Here is a 19,619-nt window from a genome sequence, read left to right on the forward strand (position 1 = left end):
TATCTTGTGCTGCTGTGACTGGCTCTGTGCGGCTTCCGCTGCTGTTCCTCGACGTCGACGGGCCGCTTACTAGCTCTAACAAAAGCTGCTGATCATGAGGCTGTCGGCCTCCCTGCTCGTATGTCTGGGTATGGGAAACCGTCAGTCGCGACCGTGGATCGTGTCGGATGAACTGTGGTCGCTGGTCAAGCCGTTGCTGCCGAAGCCGGATCCGAAGAAGGTCGAGGGCAGACCGCGGGTGCCGGACCGCCAGGCGCTGTGCGGGATCCTCTTCGTCCTGCACACCGGCATCCAGTGGGAGTACCTGCCCCAGGAACTCGGCTTCGGTTCGGGCATGACCTGCTGGCGGCGCCTGCCGGCCTGGAACGAGGCCGGCGTCTGGGAACGGCTCCACCAGCTGCTGCTGAACGAGCTGCGGTCGAAGAACCGGCTGGACTGGGAACGGGCGGTGATTGGCTCTCCCACGTGCGGGCCGCACGCAAGGGCCCAAAAACGGGCCCAGCCCGGTCGACCGCGCACGGCCGGGCAGCAAGCACCACCTCATCACCGACGGACAGGACATTCCGCTCGCGGTGCCGCTGACCGGCGGAAATCGCAACGACGTCACCCAACTCGAGCCGCTGCTCGACAGGATTCCGGCGGCGGCGGGCCGGGTTGGCAGACCGCGCCGACGACCTGACGCGCTTCTGGCCGACCGCGGCTACAACCATGACAAGTACCGCCGCTTGCTCTGGCGGCGAGGGATCCGCCCCATGGTCGCGAAACGGGGCGAGCCACACGGCACTGGCCTGGGCATCTTCCGCTACGTCGTCGAGCGCACGATCGCCTGGCTCCACGGCTTCCGTCGCCTGCGCATCCGCTGGGAGCGACGCGACGACATCCACGAAGCATTCCTCGGCCTCGCTGTCTGCCTGATCACCCACTGCCACGCCCAACGCCTTTGTTAAGAGCACTAAGGGCCGGCGGAAGGACTTCACCGAGACCGACTATGCCCGCCTGCTGGATCCCGCACACCAGCAGCTCGGCGGCCCGTCGTGCTGAACTGGGACAACTGGAATACGCACGTCCGCCACACGATGCGCGAGCTGATCGACGCCCGATCATCGCTGACCGCCTATCAATTGCCACCGCACGCTCCCGATCTCGACCCCGTCGAGGGCGTGTGGCCGCACCTGAAGAGATCGCTGGCCAACCCCGCCAAGCACTGCTCGATCAGCTCACCGCGTTGGTGCACACACATGGCTGAAGAGGATGCAGTACCCGGCCTGGCCTCATCCAAGTTCTCATCGTCAAGACCGCCTCTGGCGCAACTGCCCGCTGCTTTGCCTTGGCAGGGCAACCGGAGGGACGGAACGCCACGGCACTGCCGGGTACGTGGGGCGACTCTGAGGGTGTCCCGTGGCTTGGGCGCCAGAGGCTTGTGCTGCGCTGTTTGGGCCGTATCGGCGATCTGAATTTGGCCTGGCCGAGGAGCTGGACTGGGGGTGATCGGTTGTGGTGTTGGTGGAGCGTACGTTGCGTGATCGGTCCGGTCGCCGGTTCGTGAAGGGTGGCTGGTTCTGGGTGGTGCTGTTTCCCATGGCATGAGAGCAAACTGCTATCCGCACTGGGCATTCTGCATGTGGCAAGCAGGTGCGTCCGACTCCCCTGACAGGCAAGGAAATTGGCTAATTGCTGCTCTGGGGGATGCCGATTTGATCACGCGTTGTCGCGGTCAGCGGGTCTTCCCGCTGCGGAACAAGTCGGTCACACGCTGCCATTTGCCCTGCTGGCGGCAGATCCGGAATCTGAATTTGTGATCCAATTCACCTTGACTTAGGGAACTGATAAAGCGTTAACTCGCCCAGCCTGTGAAGAACTTGTGACTCTGGGGTGGGGACTGTGGGGTTGGGCCAGGGGCACCGCTATGCCGGTAGCCGAAGTACGAGAAAGCGTCGTGTGATCGGGGGGACGGCTGCGACTGCAATGCTTCTGTCGTTGCTTCCTTCAGTGGTGCATGCGGCCACTGAGGCGGCTCCAGCCAAGTCGACGACGACAGAGGTGAGCGAGCAGACCGCCTCTGAGCGGGCGGCTGCCTCAGGAGAGCCGGTCGAGGTGACCGCGGAACGCACCGAGTACACCACCACGATGGCGAACCCGGACGGCACGTTCGTCATCACTCAGGCAACCGAGCCCCAGCGCGCCCGGACCCCAGGCGGGGACTGGCGGAGCATCGACGTCACGCTGGAGAAACGCTCCGACGGCACGGTCGGGCCGAAGTCGGCCGTGGTGGACCTGTCCTTCTCCGGCGGCGGCAACGGTACACACATGCTCCGGCTGGGCCACGAGGGACAGGGGCTGCGGTTGGGCTGGCCCACTGCATTGCCCGCCCCCTCGCTCGACGGCGCAACGGCCACGTACGCGGATGTTCCGATCAAGGGTGTGGACCTGCAGCTGACGGCGACGGCCGAGGGCTACCACGAGATCCTGGCTGTCAAGAATGCCGAGGCGGCAGCCAGCCCCGAACTGGAGAAGATCAAGCTCACCGCCACCGGCGACGGGCTCAGCCTGACCCCGGGTGAGGGCGGGGGACTGCGGGCGGTCGATGCCGATGGCAACGCAGTCTTCCGGGGCCCGGCCGGTCAGATGTGGGATTCCGCCGGCGCTACCGCCCAGCAGTTGCAGGCACGGTCCCGGACGGCCATGAAGGCCCAGATGGAACCCGCGCAGACGGCGCCGGAGAGCGAGACCCAGCCCGGCGAGGGCGATAACAGTGCCGAGCTCCCGGTCGCGGTCGGTGACGGTGCTGTCTCGGTCTCGCCGGACCTGGACCTGCTGCGCGGCAAGGACACGGTCTACCCGGTGTTCATTGACCCGGCAGTGGGGTTGGGCAAGACCGAGTGGACGAAACTCTCCTCCGACGGCGACAGGTTCTGGAAGTTCAGCGAACCCAAGGGTGTTGGTCGATGCGGCATCGCCGACGGCTACTACTGCAGCACCAGTGGCTATACAGACCGCATGTACTTCCAGTTCGGTCCCTCCAAGCTGGCAGGCAAGCACGTGCTGGATGCGACCTTCCGCGCCTATGAGACCTGGTCGTTCAACTGCACCCCTCACTGGGTGGACCTGGAACGCACCGACAACATCAAGGAGGGGACCCGCTGGCCGGGCCCCAAGCAGCTGGACCAGATGGGGGACCGCTACGTCTCCGCAGGCCGTGGTGACCTGTGCAGCCCGGAGCAGCCCAATTCCTGGGTGGAGTTCAACGACAACCCCGCCGAGAAGGATGAAAATCTCACCTCTTCGGTGCGTGCGCTCGCGGCCGGCAAGTTCAAGAAGCTGACGCTGATGCTGCGGGCCAAGGACGAAGGCGAGCCGCGGGCGTGGAAGCGCTTTGACAACAATGCCGAGCTGAAGGTCTGGTACGTCCACAAGCCGGGCGTGCCCACCTCTGTCGGTGCCATCCCTGGCACTGGCACCAAGGCGTACTGCGGCACCTCGTCGAAGCCGCTGACCGTCACTACGTCCGAACCGACCGTGCAGGCACGGGTGCAGACCAAGGTCGAGCCGCACGAAGGGGAGGAGGAGGGTTACCTGCAGGCAGAGTTCGTCATGCAGCGCTCCAGCACCGACACTGCCTCGGGCAGTTGGTCGCAGGTGTGGACCGATTACGAACCGGACTCCGGCTGGCACCCGGACGGCACCTTGGAGACAACACATACGGACAAGCGAGCAGACGGCGGCCTGTATCGTTTCCGGGCCCGTACACAGTCGCACTGGAAGTACAACGGCAGAGATGCAGATCTGTTCTCGCCGTACACGTCCTGGTGCTACCTGCGCATCGACTCCACCGCCCCCAAGGCGCCGACGATCGTCCCCGGCTCCCCTTACACCGAATGCACGGCCGATGACTGCGCTGGCCACGGTGGGCCGGGAACCAAGGGCAGTTTCACCTTCAAGCCCCATGTGGACGACAAGGACGTCAAGGCCTACCGATGGCGGCTGCTGACTTCGGACGCCGAGGACACGAAAACGGTGAACGCCGCCTCGACCAACGCTTCGGTGACCGTCAAGGATGTCAAACCCGGCCTGCCGGGCACCCAGACTCTCGCGGTGGAGGCCAGCGACCTCAAACTCGACAAGGACGGCCGCAAACGGTGGGGCCCGCCGGCCGAGTTCGTCTTCAAGACCAGCACTGCTGCGGGGGCGAGCGGACGGTGGCGCTTCGATGACGCCGCCCCGGGCTCGGGGGAGATGACGGCTAAGGACACCGGGCAGGTCGGCTCCCGCCACGACGCCGTGCTGCGGGACGAGGCCGGCACCGGCTGGTCGACCATGGGCCGACGCGGGGCCCGCGACTACGCACTGCGGCTGAACGACAACCTCAGCACCCCCGCGCAGCAGGTGGGATACGCCTCTACCGACGGGGTGTCGGTCAACTCCCAGGATTCCTTCACCATCTCCGCATGGGCCTACCTCACCGACGCCTCCGAGAACCGCGTGGTGCTGTCAGGACCGGGCGAACATGCCTCCGCCTTCACGCTCTACTACTCCGCGACACACAAGAAGTGGGTGTTCAACCGCACTGACCAGGACAAGGACGGTCCCACCTACATCCGCTCCATGTCCAAGACTGCCGATCCGCCGCTGAAGGTGTGGACACATCTGACCGGTGTCTTCGACACGCAGGATGACACCGACAAGAGCAACGACACCATTCAGCTCTTCATCAACGGGCGCGCCCAGGGCGCTCCGGTGGTGCTGGCTGACGCCGCGCCCGCCTACACACCCTGGACGGCGGACCGAAATATGATGATCGGCCGCTCCAAGGTCGGCGGAAGCTACGGCGAGTACTTCCTGGGCCGGCTGGACGAGATCGCCACCTGGCAGCGTCCCCTGACACCGGAGGAGATCCGCAAGGAAGACCGAGTGGAAAAGGGTGAAGTGCCGACCAATGAACTGGTCGCCCACTGGGACGCCACCATTTCCTCCGGCAAGGAGGTCACCGAAAGCCCCGAGGATCCCGACGATCCGAACAGCACCTCCTTCCCCTACCGTCGTGGAACGCTTGCCCTCTCGAGTTCCGGGTCCGCGCTGACGGGTGAGGACGCGACGGCTCTCGTGCTGAACGGAACGTCCGGCTACGCATCTACCGAGGGCCCCGTGGTCGATGAGACCGGCTCCTTCACGGTCTCCGCGCGGGTGCGGCTGAGCAAGGACCTGCTGACCGCCAAGCCGGTCGGTTACCGCGGCCTGGTCGCAGGACAGTCCACCCCCGTGGGCAAGGAGTCGTCCTGGGCCCTGTGGGTGGAGAAGATGTCCGCCGACGCCTACCAATGGAGGTTCGGCCGGACCACGGTGGACGCCAGTGGCAAGGTGACCGATACCGCCCTCGCCCCCGCTGAGGAGGCGATCGGCGCCAGGGAATGGGACACCTGGGTGGACGTGACTGGCGTCTTCGACGCAGGCCTCGATTTCACCGACGGCGAGGGCGAGCAGCAGTTCGGCGTCGCCCAGCTGTACGTGGGCCCGTTCGTCCAGCAGGGCGATGACAACCCCGGCCTCAAAACACCGCAGCAGGGCAACGGCGCCCTCGCTGCAGGACGCGGCTCGGCGAAGGCTACTACCGGGCACTACCTGCCAGGCGACCTGGCCCAACTGCGCGTGTGGACCGGGGCGATGACCCAGGACCAGGTGGGCAGCCAGATCGCGGAACTCTCGCCGTAACACCCGCCGACGCCGACCGGGCCTTTTCCTTCTTCCCCAGCTGACCTTCCTGTGACGTCGTGCGGTCACCTGCTTCCGAGTAGGTGACCGCACGCAAGGAGACGTGTGATGAACCTGCCTGCCTTCGGCCTGCTTCGGACGGGTCGTACGAAGAGACCCTCGCCAAGCCGGGCACGCGCCCGAAGACGGCAGATCGCCGCGTTGACCGGATTTGCCCTGCTGCCGGGTCTGCTCACTCCGATCGCGTTCGCTGCGGACACCGACCCGCTGGGCAGGCCGAAACTGGACCCCCCGCGCGCGTCCAAGGTCACCCCGTTCACGGCCAAGGTGAACAAGAGAACCGCGGCGGCCGTGGCGAAGAGCGCCGAAGCGGACCAGGCCGCGGCCCGACGCGCCCGCACCAACCAACGCCGCACCGTCACTTGGCCCACCAGCGGCTCCGCAACGCTGACTCAGCCGAAAAGCGGCCGAAAGCACGCCCATCCCGGGTCGCTGCCCCTCACCCTCGCGGCCCCGCGAAAGGCCAAGGACAAGAAGGCGCCGGCTGCTGCGAGCACGTTCCGGGTCAAGGTTTTGAACCAGCGGGAAACCAAGAGGCTCGGCGTCAAGGGCGTCGCACTCACCGTCACCGGACCCGAAGGCGGGGGGACGGCTCAGCTCGGGCTGAGCTACAAGGCCTTTGCCACCGCCTACGGCGGTGACTGGGCAGGCCGCCTGCAACTGCAGCGGTTGCCCGCCTGCGCCCTCGAGGCGCCGACCAAGGCCGACTGCCGCACCCGCACGGTGCTGCCCTCCACCAACCATCGCGAAGACCAGCAGCTCACCGCAGAGCTCGCCTTCCCTGCTCCGGGCAAGAACGCGGCGGCCAAGGGCAGCACGATGGCGCTCGCCCTGGCCGCCGGTACGAAGTCCGGCTCCGGCGACTACAAGGCCACCCCGCTGGCAGCGTCCTCCACGTGGGAGGCGGGCGGATCCTCGGGCTCCTTCACCTGGTCCTACCCTTTGCGTACGCCCCCAGCCGCCGCGGGGCCGAGCCCTGATCTGGCGATCTCCTACGACTCGGGCAGCGTGGACGGCCGCACCGCCAACACCAACAACCAGGGCACCGTGATCGGTGAAGGCTTCGACATCACGTCGTCCTACATCGAGCGCAAGTACGGCTCCTGCGACGACGACGGCCACGAAAAGAAGTACGACCTGTGCTGGAAGTACGACAACGCCTCCCTCGTCCTCAACGGTAAGGCCACCGAGCTGGTCAAGGACGACACCCGCGGCAAGTGGCGCCTGAAGAACGACGATGCCTCCACCGTCATCCGTCACGAGGGCGCCGACAACGGCGCCGACGAAGGCGAGTACTGGACCGTCACCACCGGCGAGGGCACCACCTACACCTTCGGCCTGAACAAGCTGGAGGGCGCGGGCGCCGACGAGCGTACCGAGTCGGTGTGGACCGTTCCGGTCTTCGGCGACGACGATGGCGAGCCCGGCTACAAGGACGGTACTTCCTTCTCGGGCCGAGACAGGAAGCAGGCATGGCGCTGGAACCTCGACCTGGTCGAGGACACCCATGCCAATGCCATGACCTACTGGTACGAGGCCGAGCACAACAACTACGACAAGCTCGGCGACGACACCACTGGCACTGACTACACCCGCGGCGGCTACCTCAAGCAGATCCGCTACGGCCAGCGCGCCGGTTCCCTGTTCTCGGCCAAGCCCGCCTACTCCAACAAGGTCAGCTTCACCTACGCCGAGCGCTGCGATGCCGCGGGCACCGGCTGCGACTCCCTGACCGAGGACACCCAGAACAACTGGCCCGACGTGCCTTTCGACGCCGTTTGCAAGGACGGCGGCAAGTGCACGGGCAACACCGGCCCGGCCTTCTTCTCCCGCAAGCGCATGACCGGCATCACCACCTATGCCTACAATGCCGCCGCCGCAACCCCGGCCTATCAGTATGTGGACGCCTGGTCCCTCACACAGCGATACCTGGACCCGGGAGGGGACACCGGTGACTCCCACGACGAGGCCCTGTGGCTGGAGGAGATCAAGCACACCGGCAAGCACGGCACCGATCTCTCACTCGATCCGGTGCAGTTCGGCCATGTCTCCATGCCCAACCGGGTCGACGGGCCGACCGACGACATCATCTCGCTCGACAAGCCCCGTCTGAGCTCCATCACCTCCGAGGCCGGCGCACAGACACTCATCTCCTACGCCGCAGCCGACTGCGTCTACGGGCAGACCATGCCCAAACCAGACACCAATACCAGGCGGTGCTACCCGGTGTACTGGTCGCCCAACGGTGAGCAGACCCCGACCCTGGACTGGTTCCAGAAGTACCCGGTCACCGCCGTCTCCACCACGGATCCGCGTGGAGGCTCGGAAGCCGTCCAGCACAGCTACCAGTACTCCGGCGGCGGCGCCTGGCACTACAACGACGACCCCATGACGCCGGACAACGAACGCACCTGGTCCATCTGGCGCGGCTTCGGCAAGGTCACCCACCTCACCGGCGACAAGGACAGCAAGCAGCTCAAGGAGACCAACGTCTACCTGCGCGGCATGCACGGCGACCGTGTCCTCGGCCCGGACGACAAGACCCTCGACCCGGACAAGCGCAAGAGCGTCAAGGTGAGCGGCATCAAGGCCGCCGAGATCACCGACTCCGATCAGTACGCGGGTTTCACCCGCGAGAGCGTCACCTACAACGGCGACGCCGAGGTCTCCGGCACCATCAGCGACCCCTGGTCCAAGAGGACGGCCACCCAGCACAAGTCGTACGCCGACACCGAGGCCTACTTCGTCCGCACCGCCGCCAGCCACGCCCGCACCAGCATCACCACGACGGCGACACCGCGCGACCGCATCCGCACCACCAAAACCACCTACGACGACTACGGCATGGCCGAAACCGTCGAGGACAGCGGCGACGCGGCCCGCACGGGCGATGAGACCTGCACCCGCACGTGGTACGCCCGCAACGACGACCCGAAGGTGCTGATCAACTCCCTGGTCTCCCGCACCCGTACGGTCGCCAAGACGTGCGACGTCACCGGCGCGAACATGGACCTGCCGGCCAACTCCGACAAGCCCGGCGATGTGATCGCCGACACGGCCACGGTGTACGACAACCCGCAGGCCACCACCTGGTCCCCTTCCCAGGCTCCGACCAGGGGGGAGGCCACCTGGACCGGCCGGGCCAAGGGCTACACGGCCAGCTACAACCCCATCTGGCAGAAGACGGTCACCACCACCTACGACGGCCTGGGCCGGCCCCTGATGGTGAAGGACACCAACGACCTCACCGTCTCGACCACCACCTACACACCGACTGCCGCGGGCCCGCTCACCTCCAGCAGCGTCACCAACACCAAAGAGCACAAAACCACCACGGAGGTCGACTTCGCCACCGGGGCACCGGTGAAGGTCACCGACCCCAACGACAAGATCACCGAAACCGAGTACGACAGCCTCGGCCGCGTCACCAAGGTCTGGCTGCCCAACCGGTCCCGGGCCCTGGAGAAGACGCCCAACTACGTCTACGACTACAAGGTCACCAGCAAGGACCTCTCCTGGGTGTCCACCGGCACCCTCAAAGGCGACGGCTCTGGCTACAACACAACTTACGAGTTCTACGACTCCCAGCTGCGCCCCCGCCAGATCCAAACCCCGACCCCGATCGGCGGCCGTCTGGTCTCGCTGACCCTCTACGACGACCGTGGCTTGGCCGTCAGCACCCAGGGAGACATCTGGGACGAGGGGTCGGACCCCTCCACCGACGTGGTAGGGACGGAGGGCAGCCAGGCTCCCGTCCAGACCGACACCACCTACGACGGTGCGGGCCGCGCCACCAAGGCGGTGACCAAGAACTACGGCGTCACCCGCTGGACCACCAACACCACCTACACCGGTGACACGGTCGCGACCAGCGCCCCCACCGGAGGCCAGGCCACCGCGGAGGTCACCAACGCCCTCGGCCAGGTGACGCAGCGCCGCGAGTACGGCAGCCCTCAGCCGACCGGCACCGACTTCACCACCACCGACTACACCTACACCCCGGCCGGACAGCAGAAGACCATCACGGGTCCCGACGAGGCGAAGTGGTCCTACACCTATGACCTCTTCGGCCGCCAAGTCGCCGCCGACGACCCGGACAAGGGCACGACCAGCACCACCTACGACACTCTCGACCGGCCGGCCACCACCACCGACGAGGAGAACAGAAAGCTCCTCAGCGGCTATGACGACCTGAACCGTCAGACCGGCCTGTGGCAGACCGACAAGACCGATGCCAACAAGCTCGCCGCCTGGACCTTCGACTCCCTCGCCAAGGGCCAGCAGGACACGGCTGTGCGCTACGAGGGCGGCACCACCGGCAAGGCCTACACGCAAGAGGTCACCAAGTACGACAGCCTCTACCAGGTCATGGGTAACAAGCTGACACTGCCCGACGACGACCCGCTGGTGAAGGCGGGCGTACCCAAGACCTTCTCCTTCACCACCGGCTACCGCCTGGACGGCACGGTCAGCCAGGCCTCACAGCCCGCAGTGGCGGGCCTGGCCTCGGAAACGGTCGGCTACACCTACAACGCCACCGGCCAGCAGACCAAGTCGGTCGGCACCAACGGTTATCTGCTGAACGCCGCATTCTCCCCGCAGGCCGACCTGCGTCAGCAGACTCTGGGCATGAGCGGCGCCAGCTCCGACAAGAAGGCCTACCTCAACTACGACTACGAGCCCGGCACCCGCCGCCTGACCCGTTCCTACGTCACTGACGACGTCCACGGCTATATGCCGCAGGAGCTGAAGTTCACCCAGGACGACGCCGGGAACGTCACCTCCATCTTTGACGGCACCACCCAAGGCGGCACCACCAAGCCCGACTACCAGTGCTTCACCTATGACGGCCACCGCCGCCTGACCGAGGCCTGGACCCCTAAGACTGCCGACTGCGCGGCCACGGGTCGCTCAACCAGCAACATCGATGGCGCGGCCCCGTACTGGACCAGCTACGCCTACAACCAGGCAGGCCAGCGCAAATCTGAAACTCAACACGCCGACGGGGGCGACAAGACAACCGACTACACCTACCGCACGCCCCTGAACCAGCCCCACCCCCTCGTCGAGACCAAGACGAACGGCAAGACCCAGACCTACGCCTACGACAAGACGGGCAACACCACCTCTCGACCCGGTGGCACGGTACAGCAGACCCTCACCTGGAACACGGAAGGAAAACTCGCCCGCACGATCGAGGGCCCGGCCCAGACGGACTACCTGTACGACGCCGGCGGCGAACTCCTCATCCGCCGCGCCAAGGGCGACGGGGACACCGTCCTCTACCTCGGCGCCACCGAAGTCCGTCTCACGGCAAAGGGCACGGCCAAAGCCCTCTCCGGCACCCGCTACTACACGGCCAACGGCCAGACCATCGCCGTCCGCACGGCCACGTCCGGAGCCTCAGGAACAAAGCTCAACTTCCTGGCCGCAGACCACCACGGCACTGCCAGCCTCGCCCTGGACGCCACCACGTACGCGACCACCAAGCGCTACACCACGCTCTTCGGATCCCCTCGCGGAGAGAAGAGCACCAACTGGCCCGATGACAAAGCCTTCCTGGGCAAACCGGCGGACGCGGCAACTGGTCTGACCCACATCGGCGCCCGAGAATTCGATCCAAGCACCGGGCAGTTCATCAGCGTTGACCCGATCCTCGCCACCGATAAGCACCAAAGCCTCAATGGCTACGCCTACGCGAACAACAGTCCGGCCACCTTCAGTGATCCCACAGGGCTGGACTTCTGTGGCGACGACCACTGCCGAGCTGGTTCCGGCCGGGTCGACAGGGACGGGAACTATCACAAGGGAAACCCCAACGGGGGCAGTATGGGCTCTGGTTACGGTAAGGGCGGTGGTGGAGGCGGGGGCCGTGGTGGGGGTACCGCTCCCACCAGCTCCTCCGGACACACCGGCGGAGGAGGCGGCAGCCCGAGGTACTCCTGCGACTGGACCGGACGTAACTGCGTGCCGGCGCAGTCGGCCCGTCCTGGGCCTGCGGATTCCAAAGCAGGAGACACATTCATCCTGGGACTCCTTAGTCCCTTCGTTCACACGGCCGAATATTTTGGCGCACTCGTGGACCGCGACTGCCGTGATGTGGATAATTGCACGTACGGCGAAGACTATGATAAATGGGTCGCAGGTAAAGGGTACGATACTGAAAGCGACACGTATCTAGTACCTAGTGCGCTGGCCGCCATGTTTGGAGCCAGAGCTGGTGGTGCGGGCACGTCAAAGCCGACTCGCTTTCGTGGGTTCCCTAAGACTGGCAAGCCTATTTCGGGACGTTTCCCTGACGCGGGGCAAACCTCGCTTTACGCTCTTGTTCAACCTCGCACGGGCAAGCTACTTAAATGGGGCATATCGAAGGATCCTGTCGGCAGATATAAAAGTGGCGAGTATGAGAATGGGACCCGAATGCAAATCGTCAAAAATTACGATTCCTGGAGGGATGCGTATGATGCTGAGTGGTATATGACTTCCCGACACCCTGGTCCACTGAACCTTGAACCCCATCGGGGATCGGTCAAGCCGGAGCAGTCATGGCATAAGGACTTGCAGTATGTGACCGGCGGTAGATTTTTCGCAGATCGTGACGGCGGGTAAGATTCGGTCATGACGCCTATCTGGAGTAACGATGTCGGCACGTGAGGCTTCTTATTTCGTCGAGTCGGAGGGTGGAGTCACTTTCGACGGAATGTCCGAGGATCTACTGTTTGACATGATTTCCGATCTGCATTTCCCGAACGACTCATTCATTACTGTCCAGTCCCGTGATCCGGATAACGATTGGTATGTGGTGATTGCCCTCATGGAAGAAGGGGGGTTGGAGGTGGAGTACCGGCACCCGGGAGGGAGGGAACATCGCGTGGTTCAGGAAGGGGAGCCTTCCCGTGTCGCAGCAGATGTGACCATCTGGGTTTCGTCAAGAGTGAGGAGAAATTAGGGTCTCCCACGAGTCGTCGGGAGGGAAAGATACCCTCCACCGACCCCTCGGCGAGGATAGACCTACTGGGCGCGGTACAGCCGACGAGCGGGACGTACGACGGGGGGCTTGCTGGCGGTGTAACTGGGCTGGTCCGAGCTGGTCCGAACCCCTCACCTCGTACGCGCGGGGGCGGTGGGGGTCGCGACGCAGCCGGGCGGCGTTGGCCTGGCCGCCGCGAGTACTCCTGGGCATGCTTGGCCTACTCTGTCGACCAAGTAGCCGTGACGGGAGGCAACGGTCCGAAACGGCGCCAATCGGTGTTAGAGGGCATCTGATCAACGTTCAGGATGTTGTGCGCGGGTTGTCCGTTTCGGTTCGCCAGGTTGGTGTGGATTCTCCGGTGAGTTCGCGGCTGGTTTTGTTAGCTATGGCCCAGTGGATCATTGTGCGGGATCGCTGGGGCAGGGCTTCGTAGTCCCGGACGAGGCGCCGGTGCTGCATCAGCCAGCCGAAAGTCCTTTCAATCACCCAGCGTTTCGGCTGGGGCTGAAAGCCTTCCGTGGTGGGCCGTTTGACGACCTCGACGTCGATTCCTCTCGCGGCCCCGTGCTGGAAGACGCTGGTCTGGTATCCGCCGTCGGCCCACACCTTGGTCACACTCGGATGTGAGTCGGCGAGCTCGTCGATCAACCGTTTTCCGCCGGTGGAATCGTGGACCGAGGCGGCCGTGACGATGACGGCCAGGACCAGGCCGAGCGTGTCGGTGGCCACGTGTCGCTTACGTCCTTTGATCTTCTTGCCGGCGTCGATGCCCTGACTCGTCTCCGCCACGTTCGCGGAGGTCTTCACGCTCTGCGCATCGATCACCGCAGCCGACGGGGCGCCGGACCGGCCATGTGCGCAGCGCGACTTGTCGCGCAGGAGATCGTGAACCCGCTCGGCAGTGCCATCCACTTCCCACTTTGCGTAGTAGTCGTAGACGGTCTTGTACGGAGGGAAGTCGTGTGGCAGGTACTCCCACGGAATCCCTGGGCGATTGACGTAGAGGATGGCATTCACGATGTCCCGCAAATCATGGACTCGCGCCGCGGTACCCGGTCCAGTTCGGGCAGCCCGCCAGGCTACGAATACCGGCTCGATCAATGCCCAGCGCGCATCGGAGACATCACTGCGGTACGGCCGTCGAGGACTCACGAGACCAGCAACGACCCACCGCCACCGCAGTCACAGAGAACACCTCAAACCGCCCTCAAAACAGATCAGTTGCCCTCTTACTGCCCGGCAGCTCGTCGAGGCGCACTCACCGAGGACACGCAACTTCCCGAAAGGTGGCCGATGACCCGCAGGTCAAGAAGCGGGCAGAGGAGTGGGAGGCTGCAGAAGCGCAGGAGAGCCCCGCGTGCGGCCTCTCGGGGGCGTCAGCATGTGGCTTCTGGCCTGCTCGGTCTCCTGTGCGGCTGGGGCTGTAGTCCTGTCGGTAGGTGCCAGCATTCACCTACCTCCTCGCCGGACTGAGGTCATGGAGTCCTTGCGGACGCTTTCGATGATCTCCAGGGCCACATCGAAGTCGACGCCGCGGAAGTACTCGCCTATCGCCGTGGATCCCTCAAGCTGCTCCAGCGCGTTGAGGGATTTGGCTTCCCAGTTGCGGGCGTTGGCTACGGGCCTCGATATCCAGGCCCGCGCCATGACCGTGTAGTGAGCCATGCTGACCCGCTCCAGGGACTTGATGCGCGCAATGGCAGTTCTGCCAGATCTACCGGTCTGCCCCGCTCGTGAGCTGGTGAGCCCGACCTTCAGATCTGGCCCAGGTCCTACGAAACCGAGAGCGTAGATCCGCTCGCCGGGCGCATCCAGGGGCGCGCCTGCCGTCTCCAGTTCCGCCCAGGCCAGTTGGTTAGCCCGTCGTAAGTCGGCGGCAGTTACGTCCGGTACCGCGTGCGGCAGTTGTGCGTACGCCTGCATCACTCGCTGCCGTGCGGTAGCGGCTTCTTCTCGATTCAGCATGCGGGGCAGTGTGCCGGACAGGACTGACAGCCACGGGCCACGGTTCCGAGAGGTGGAGCTCGGCCGACCGGGGCGCGCCGCTCGGCCGCCGTCAACACCCGTTTGGCTGCCGCGTGCGGCGAAGGCCCCGGCGTATGAGGTTCCGGGGCCCTCGCGCCAAGTCAGGCGGACAGGTAGGCGATAGGGCCGCCCGACACTGCGGCTTGCACGCGTGCTCCCAGGAGTTGCTCCGTCAGCACGGCGAGGGTCGCATCCTTCGTGAGTACTCGGTACGTGGAACGGTCGTGCAGCACCCCGACGCGGCCGGCGACCTGTGCGGTGAGGGCGTGCCGTACTTCGGTCGGACCGAACCGTTCGGTCGTCTCCACTCCCTGGATGTCCAGCACACCGGTTACCCAGCCGGCCACGGCGACCGGAAGGATCCCGGCGTTCACGATCGCGCCGGCGTCGCAGCGCCACCACTGCCGGGACGCTTCGAGGAACTGGGGGTCCGAGAGAGTCGGAGAATCTCCGATGAAGTCCCGCGTGTCGCCCGCGCGTTCGGGGCGGGCGACCGCCGCCGTGCGCAGCACCGGCAGAAGGCCTTCGACTACCCCAACCTGGGGCGCATTCGCCAGCGCTATGACGTGAGTCGACAGAAGGTCGGGCAGGAACTGGCTGTTGAGAAGCTTGCCAACGGTGTTGGGGGAGATGCCGAGCACGCTCGCGGCCTGTGGCCGGGTAAGGGTGTCGGCCGCGACGGGAGCCGGGGCGGATAGCGTGATCGCGGGCAGAATGGAAGGCCTTTCGGGAGACGGGACACCCCTGTGCGTGGGGCGCCAGCAAGTGTATTGAAGCAACGCGCTGTGTGTTGCTTCAATACGCGATCGTGGTGGTGTCTGCCGCCCCGGCCGTGGGCTCAACTACCTCACCGCAGAAGGAGAGTGGCTGACCCTGCAGGGTGTGCGCGGAGGGGACTCCCGGGCGTCAGGCGTGGCATATCCCGCTGTTTGCGCGTTCACTCACCCATCGCGTGGAGATTGTGTAAAGGTTCGTGTGAGGTGGCGGACGGGGCCCGTGGGGCCTACGCCACTCATGTGGGGGAGAAGGCACCGAGCAACGGGGGAGTGCGCCAGTGCACCAGAGGCATGACCAAACGCCGGACGGGATGTACCTGAGCCGGCTGGGCATCAAGAACTTCCGGTCCTGCTACGACCTGAAGGTCGACTTCCAGCCGGGCATCACATTGCTTGTCGGCGAGAACAACTCCGGCAAGTCCAACGTCATCGAATCGCTGCGGCTGGCCACCACGCCCCTGAACCGTCGTGGCACCCGCTGGTTCGAAGACACCGACCTGTCCCGCGGCCGGGAGGGGGCCGAGGCCGAATTCACGGCTACCTACGACGGACTGACCGACACCCAGCGGGCGCACTACATCACCGCCCTTGATGTCGATACCCATCAGGCCAGCTACACCACCACCTACCGAAAGGACCCCGTCCGCCAGCAGATGCGGGCCAGCGTGACCGCAGGACCCGTGGGCGGCCCCGATGCCGAGCCGGCCAAGCGGGAGCAGATCACGCACGTCTACCTGGCCCCGCTGCGCGATGCGCAAAGGGAGCTCGACTCCTCCGACGGCAGCCGACTGCTGCGCATCATCAAGTACCTCACGACGGAGGACGACCAGGAGAAGTTCCGCACGACTGCCAACGACTCCCTCAAGGAACTCACCAATCACGACGTCCTCACCTCCACGACCGGCGCGATCCAAACCCATCTGGGCAAGCTGACCGACTCGGTTCGGGGGCAGAGCGTCCAGGTCACGTTCGCCGAGTACCAACTGCACCGCTTGGCCCGCAGCCTGCGCGTGAAGATGGCCGAGTCCGGGATCGAACCCGCCGACCTCGCCGAATCGGGCCTGGGCTACGCCAACCTCCTGTTCATCGCGACCGTCATCCTCGAACTGCGCAAGGCCCAGTCGGCAGAGCTGACGCTGTTCCTCGTCGAAGAGCCCGAAGCCCACCTCCACCCGCAACTGCAGGCCGTGCTCCTGGACTACCTGCGCGAACAGGCCGAGGCCTCACCCCGCGACGACCTGCAGGGGCCGGCCGGGCGGATCCAGGTCATCGCCAGCACGCACTCACCGAACCTCGCCAGCAGCGTCGGCATCGAGAACGTCGTCGCCCTGCGCACCCTCGCCGAACAGGAGACCGCCCAGGACGACAAGGGGCGTGACATCGAGGTTTTGCGCCGTAAGACCCACTCACTTCCTCTGGCCAAACTGGGTCTGACCGACAACGAGCGACGGAAGATCAACCAGTACCTGGATGCCACCCGCGCCAGCCTGCTCTTCGCCCGCCGTGTCGTCCTGGTCGAAGGCATCGCGGAAGCCGTCCTGCTGCCGGTCATCGCCCGGCACTGCCTGTTCAACGGCGACGACCAGGCCAAGCAGCGCCGGGACTTCCACGGCGCCACCATCATCAACGTCGGCAGCGTCGACTTCGCCCCCTACATCACCCTGCTGCTCTCAGAAGTCAACGGCTGCCGGCTGCTGGACCGGCTGACAGTCATCACAGACCGGGACCCCGACCCCGAACTCCCCAAGAAAAAGAGCGAGGACGGCCAGCCGGGCCAGACGCCCCCGGCCGAAGAACTCGAAGCCACGACGGACGACGGCGGCGAAGACCAGATCGGCAACCGCACCAAGGTCAGCAACCGCAAGGAGCTCCTGGAGGAGCATGCTGCCGCCATCGGCGCGACCGGCCACCTCATCGTCGCGGAGGCACCCCACACCCTTGAGGCCGACCTCCTCACTCCGATGGCCAACGAACCGACCCTCCGGGCCGCCTACCTCAAACAGCACCCGAAATCGCAACAGCACTGGGGCGACATACTCACCCACCCCAAGGGCCGAGCCTTCGGCTTCTACCAAAAGCTCTGCAAGCACGCCAAGTTCATCAGCAAGGGCGAGTTCGCCCACGACGTCGCCCTGGCCATCCAGGACGGGGCAGCCTTCGAGGCACCCCAGTACCTCACCGACGCCGTGCACGGCGTCCTGGCCGATCAGCAGGGCGGCGCACAGTGAGCGAACTGCCCCTGACCATCGACCAGCAGGCGCTGGTCGATGCCGAGGAAAGCCTGTTCGCGGTGGCCTGCCCAGGCGCCGGCAAAACCCGCGCGATGGTCGCCCGATTCCTCAAACGAACGGCCGAGGAAGACCGCCGAGGCATCGCGCTGCTGTCCTTCACGAACGCGGCGGTAGAAGAAGTCCGCCAACGATGCGGGCAGCGCACACAAGCCCTCGAAGCACCCCACTTCGTCGGAACCTTCGACGCCTTCATCCACCGCTTCATCGCCACCCCCCTGTACGCCAAGGCGTTCGGGAAGAGACCCAACTACGTGCAACGCTGGCGCGACATACCCAGTGCGAGCTTCCGCCTCAGCCAGATCGGCCGAGCCAAGAACCTGCACCTCGACTGGTTCGACTTCGACCCGGACGGCCGCGCCCACCTGATAGAAAGCCGCATCCCGCGCGACTTCGGCAGCCCCACGGTCCGCGCAGAGCTCCTTGCAAGAAAACATGCAGCGGAGGCCTATGCCTCCCACATCTTCGGCCGCCTCGTCAACGCCGGCACCGTCAGCTGCGTGGCTGCCCGCTGCCTGGCTGAGTACTGGCTGCAGGAAGCTGACAAGCAGCAGATCCTCGCCCCGCTGCTGCGCTCCCGCTTCGCCGAGGTGATCGTCGATGAAGCCCAGGACTGCGGACGCGAGGAACTGCGTATCCTCGCGTTCCTGCGGCAGCAGGGCATCCGCATCGTCATGGTCGGAGACACGGACCAGTCGATCTACGAGTTTCGCAGCGCCACCCCCGAGGGCGTGCGGGCCTTCGCCGAAAGCCTTCCCGGCGATCCCATCCAGCTCAGGGACAACTGGCGCAGCACACCTGCCATTTGCGCGTTCAACACCTCGCTGCGGTCCGGACAACTCACCGAGCTCGCCTGCGGCGAAAACTCCTGGAACCCCACCCCCGTGCACCTGGTCGAATACAAGGCGCATGGCGAAATCGTGCCCACCGCCCTCAGCATCGCCGAGCGCAACAAACTCACCGCCGATGACCTCATCCTGCTGTCACACGCCGAGACCCACGGCATGAAAGCCGCCGGAGTGCCCGGCATCGACAACAACACACCCAACCGGGTGGCACGCATCGCAGCGGCAGGCCAGATCCTCAGATCACGAACGACGGACCCCCGGACCCGCCGTAAGGCCATCGACCAGGTGCAGCGCACGGTGCTCGACGCCCTCACCGCCGACCAGGGGACGAAAACGGGACGCGAAGGCTTCGACGCCCAATGCGAACTGGCAGGCGTCGAACCGCGCTGGCTCGAGGCCTTCGCCGTGCGCATGGCACTGCGCCTCGACGCGGCAGACACAACCAGGAACACCTTCGCAGCGGACGTCCGTACCTACCTGCGAGACGCAGACTGGGGCGACACCCGCCCTCCCAACACCTCAGAGCTGGGCGGACTCTTCAGAGCTCCGAATGACGCAACGTGGACCAGCATCGCCTCCACCGGCGCCGAACCCCTCATGCGCTTCTCCACCGTGCATGGCGTCAAGGGCCGCCAGTACCCAGGAGTGGTACTGGTCGTCCCCGAACGGCTGCGCACCGACACCGCCACGGAGCGGAACGTTGTCGACGACTGGGAAGGCGACTACAACACCGAGGCCCGACGCGTCCTCTACGTCGCAGGGTCCCGAGCACAGCAGCTGTTGATCTGCGCCATCCACAAACGGCACATCGGCCGCATCGAAGCCGTGCTCGACAAAAACGGTGTCCCTTACGCCAGGCCGTAGCCCTGATTGCCCTGTCCCGCCCATTCCGCCAAGCGCAGAGCGACACGCGTGTCGACTCGCTGTCGACGTCGAAGCGCAG

At 65.5% G+C, this 19,619-nt stretch carries 10 protein-coding genes and 1 pseudogene; 7 read left to right on the top strand and 4 right to left on the bottom strand.

Annotated elements, in window-relative coordinates; genetic code table 11:
• The first annotated feature begins 130 nt into the window (after positions 1 to 130).
• The 5 genes from AB0H82_RS10530 to AB0H82_RS10550 all read left to right on the top strand — a co-directional run bounded on the left by AB0H82_RS10530 (position 131) and on the right by AB0H82_RS10550 (position 12,715).
• A protein-coding gene (locus tag AB0H82_RS10530; protein WP_362991148.1) for an IS5 family transposase occupies positions 131 to 947 on the top strand; the annotation gives its coding sequence in 2 pieces (ribosomal slippage) (positions 131 to 460 and positions 462 to 947; 816 coding nt in all).
• Positions 948 to 1,076: 129 nt separating this feature from the next.
• Positions 1,077 to 1,454 carry a hypothetical protein gene (locus tag AB0H82_RS10535; protein WP_362991150.1) on the top strand — a complete coding sequence of 126 codons (378 nt, stop codon included), beginning with the start codon at positions 1,077 to 1,079 and terminating at the stop codon, positions 1,452 to 1,454.
• A gap of 511 nt (positions 1,455 to 1,965) precedes the next feature.
• Complete coding sequence (locus AB0H82_RS10540) at positions 1,966 to 5,706, top strand: LamG-like jellyroll fold domain-containing protein (protein ID WP_362990936.1); 3,741 nt, start codon at positions 1,966 to 1,968, stop codon at positions 5,704 to 5,706.
• A gap of 108 nt (positions 5,707 to 5,814) precedes the next feature.
• On the top strand, positions 5,815 to 12,375 hold the full coding sequence (locus tag AB0H82_RS10545; protein ID WP_362990938.1) for an RHS repeat-associated core domain-containing protein: 6,561 nt from the start codon (positions 5,815 to 5,817) through the stop codon (positions 12,373 to 12,375).
• Between the two features lie 31 nt (positions 12,376 to 12,406).
• Entirely contained in the window at positions 12,407 to 12,715 is a 309-nt protein-coding gene (locus AB0H82_RS10550) for a hypothetical protein (RefSeq protein ID WP_362991167.1), read from the top strand.
• A gap of 22 nt (positions 12,716 to 12,737) precedes the next feature.
• Here the strand turns inward: AB0H82_RS10550 and AB0H82_RS10555 are convergent.
• The 4 genes and pseudogenes from AB0H82_RS10555 to AB0H82_RS10570 form a co-directional block, all read right to left on the bottom strand.
• Positions 12,738 to 12,907 (bottom strand): annotated as a pseudogene (locus tag AB0H82_RS10555) (repressor LexA); the annotation flags it as partial.
• A gap of 132 nt (positions 12,908 to 13,039) precedes the next feature.
• Positions 13,040 to 13,891: an IS5 family transposase gene (locus AB0H82_RS10560; protein WP_362990940.1), complete on the bottom strand. Its 852-nt coding sequence runs from the start codon at positions 13,889 to 13,891 to the stop codon at positions 13,040 to 13,042.
• 297 nt (positions 13,892 to 14,188) lie between these two features.
• The gene (locus AB0H82_RS10565; protein WP_362990942.1) at positions 14,189 to 14,704 is read right to left on the bottom strand and encodes a hypothetical protein; all 516 of its coding nucleotides are present in this window, start codon (positions 14,702 to 14,704) and stop codon (positions 14,189 to 14,191) included.
• A gap of 161 nt (positions 14,705 to 14,865) precedes the next feature.
• Positions 14,866 to 15,405, bottom strand: coding sequence for a hypothetical protein (locus AB0H82_RS10570; RefSeq protein ID WP_362990944.1), 540 nt, complete (start codon positions 15,403 to 15,405; stop codon positions 14,866 to 14,868).
• Between the two features lie 413 nt (positions 15,406 to 15,818).
• Between AB0H82_RS10570 and AB0H82_RS10575 the strand changes: the two genes are divergently transcribed.
• Entirely contained in the window at positions 15,819 to 17,768 is a 1,950-nt protein-coding gene (locus AB0H82_RS10575; RefSeq protein ID WP_362990946.1) for an AAA family ATPase, read from the top strand.
• Positions 17,765 to 19,540, top strand: coding sequence for an ATP-dependent helicase (locus AB0H82_RS10580; RefSeq protein ID WP_362990948.1), 1,776 nt, complete (start codon positions 17,765 to 17,767; stop codon positions 19,538 to 19,540). The genes AB0H82_RS10575 and AB0H82_RS10580 overlap by 4 nt, the downstream gene beginning before the upstream one ends.
• Positions 19,541 to 19,619: the final 79 nt, after the last annotated feature.

Source organism: Streptomyces sp. NPDC050732 (genome assembly GCF_040654255.1).
Lineage (GTDB): Bacteria > Actinomycetota > Actinomycetes > Streptomycetales > Streptomycetaceae > Streptomyces.

Bases quoted from the DNA above. Each gene is read 5' to 3' on its own strand.
- AB0H82_RS10550 (WP_362991167.1), top strand. From the start codon at position 12,407: ATGTCGGCACGTGAGGCTTCTTATTTCGTCGAGTCGGAGGGTGGAGTC.
- AB0H82_RS10565 (WP_362990942.1), bottom strand. From the start codon at position 14,704: ATGCTGAATCGAGAAGAAGCCGCTACCGCACGGCAGCGAGTGATGCAG.
- AB0H82_RS10545 (WP_362990938.1), top strand. From the start codon at position 5,815: ATGAACCTGCCTGCCTTCGGCCTGCTTCGGACGGGTCGTACGAAGAGA.
- AB0H82_RS10535 (WP_362991150.1), top strand. From the start codon at position 1,077: ATGCGCGAGCTGATCGACGCCCGATCATCGCTGACCGCCTATCAATTG.
- AB0H82_RS10540 (WP_362990936.1), top strand. From the start codon at position 1,966: ATGCTTCTGTCGTTGCTTCCTTCAGTGGTGCATGCGGCCACTGAGGCG.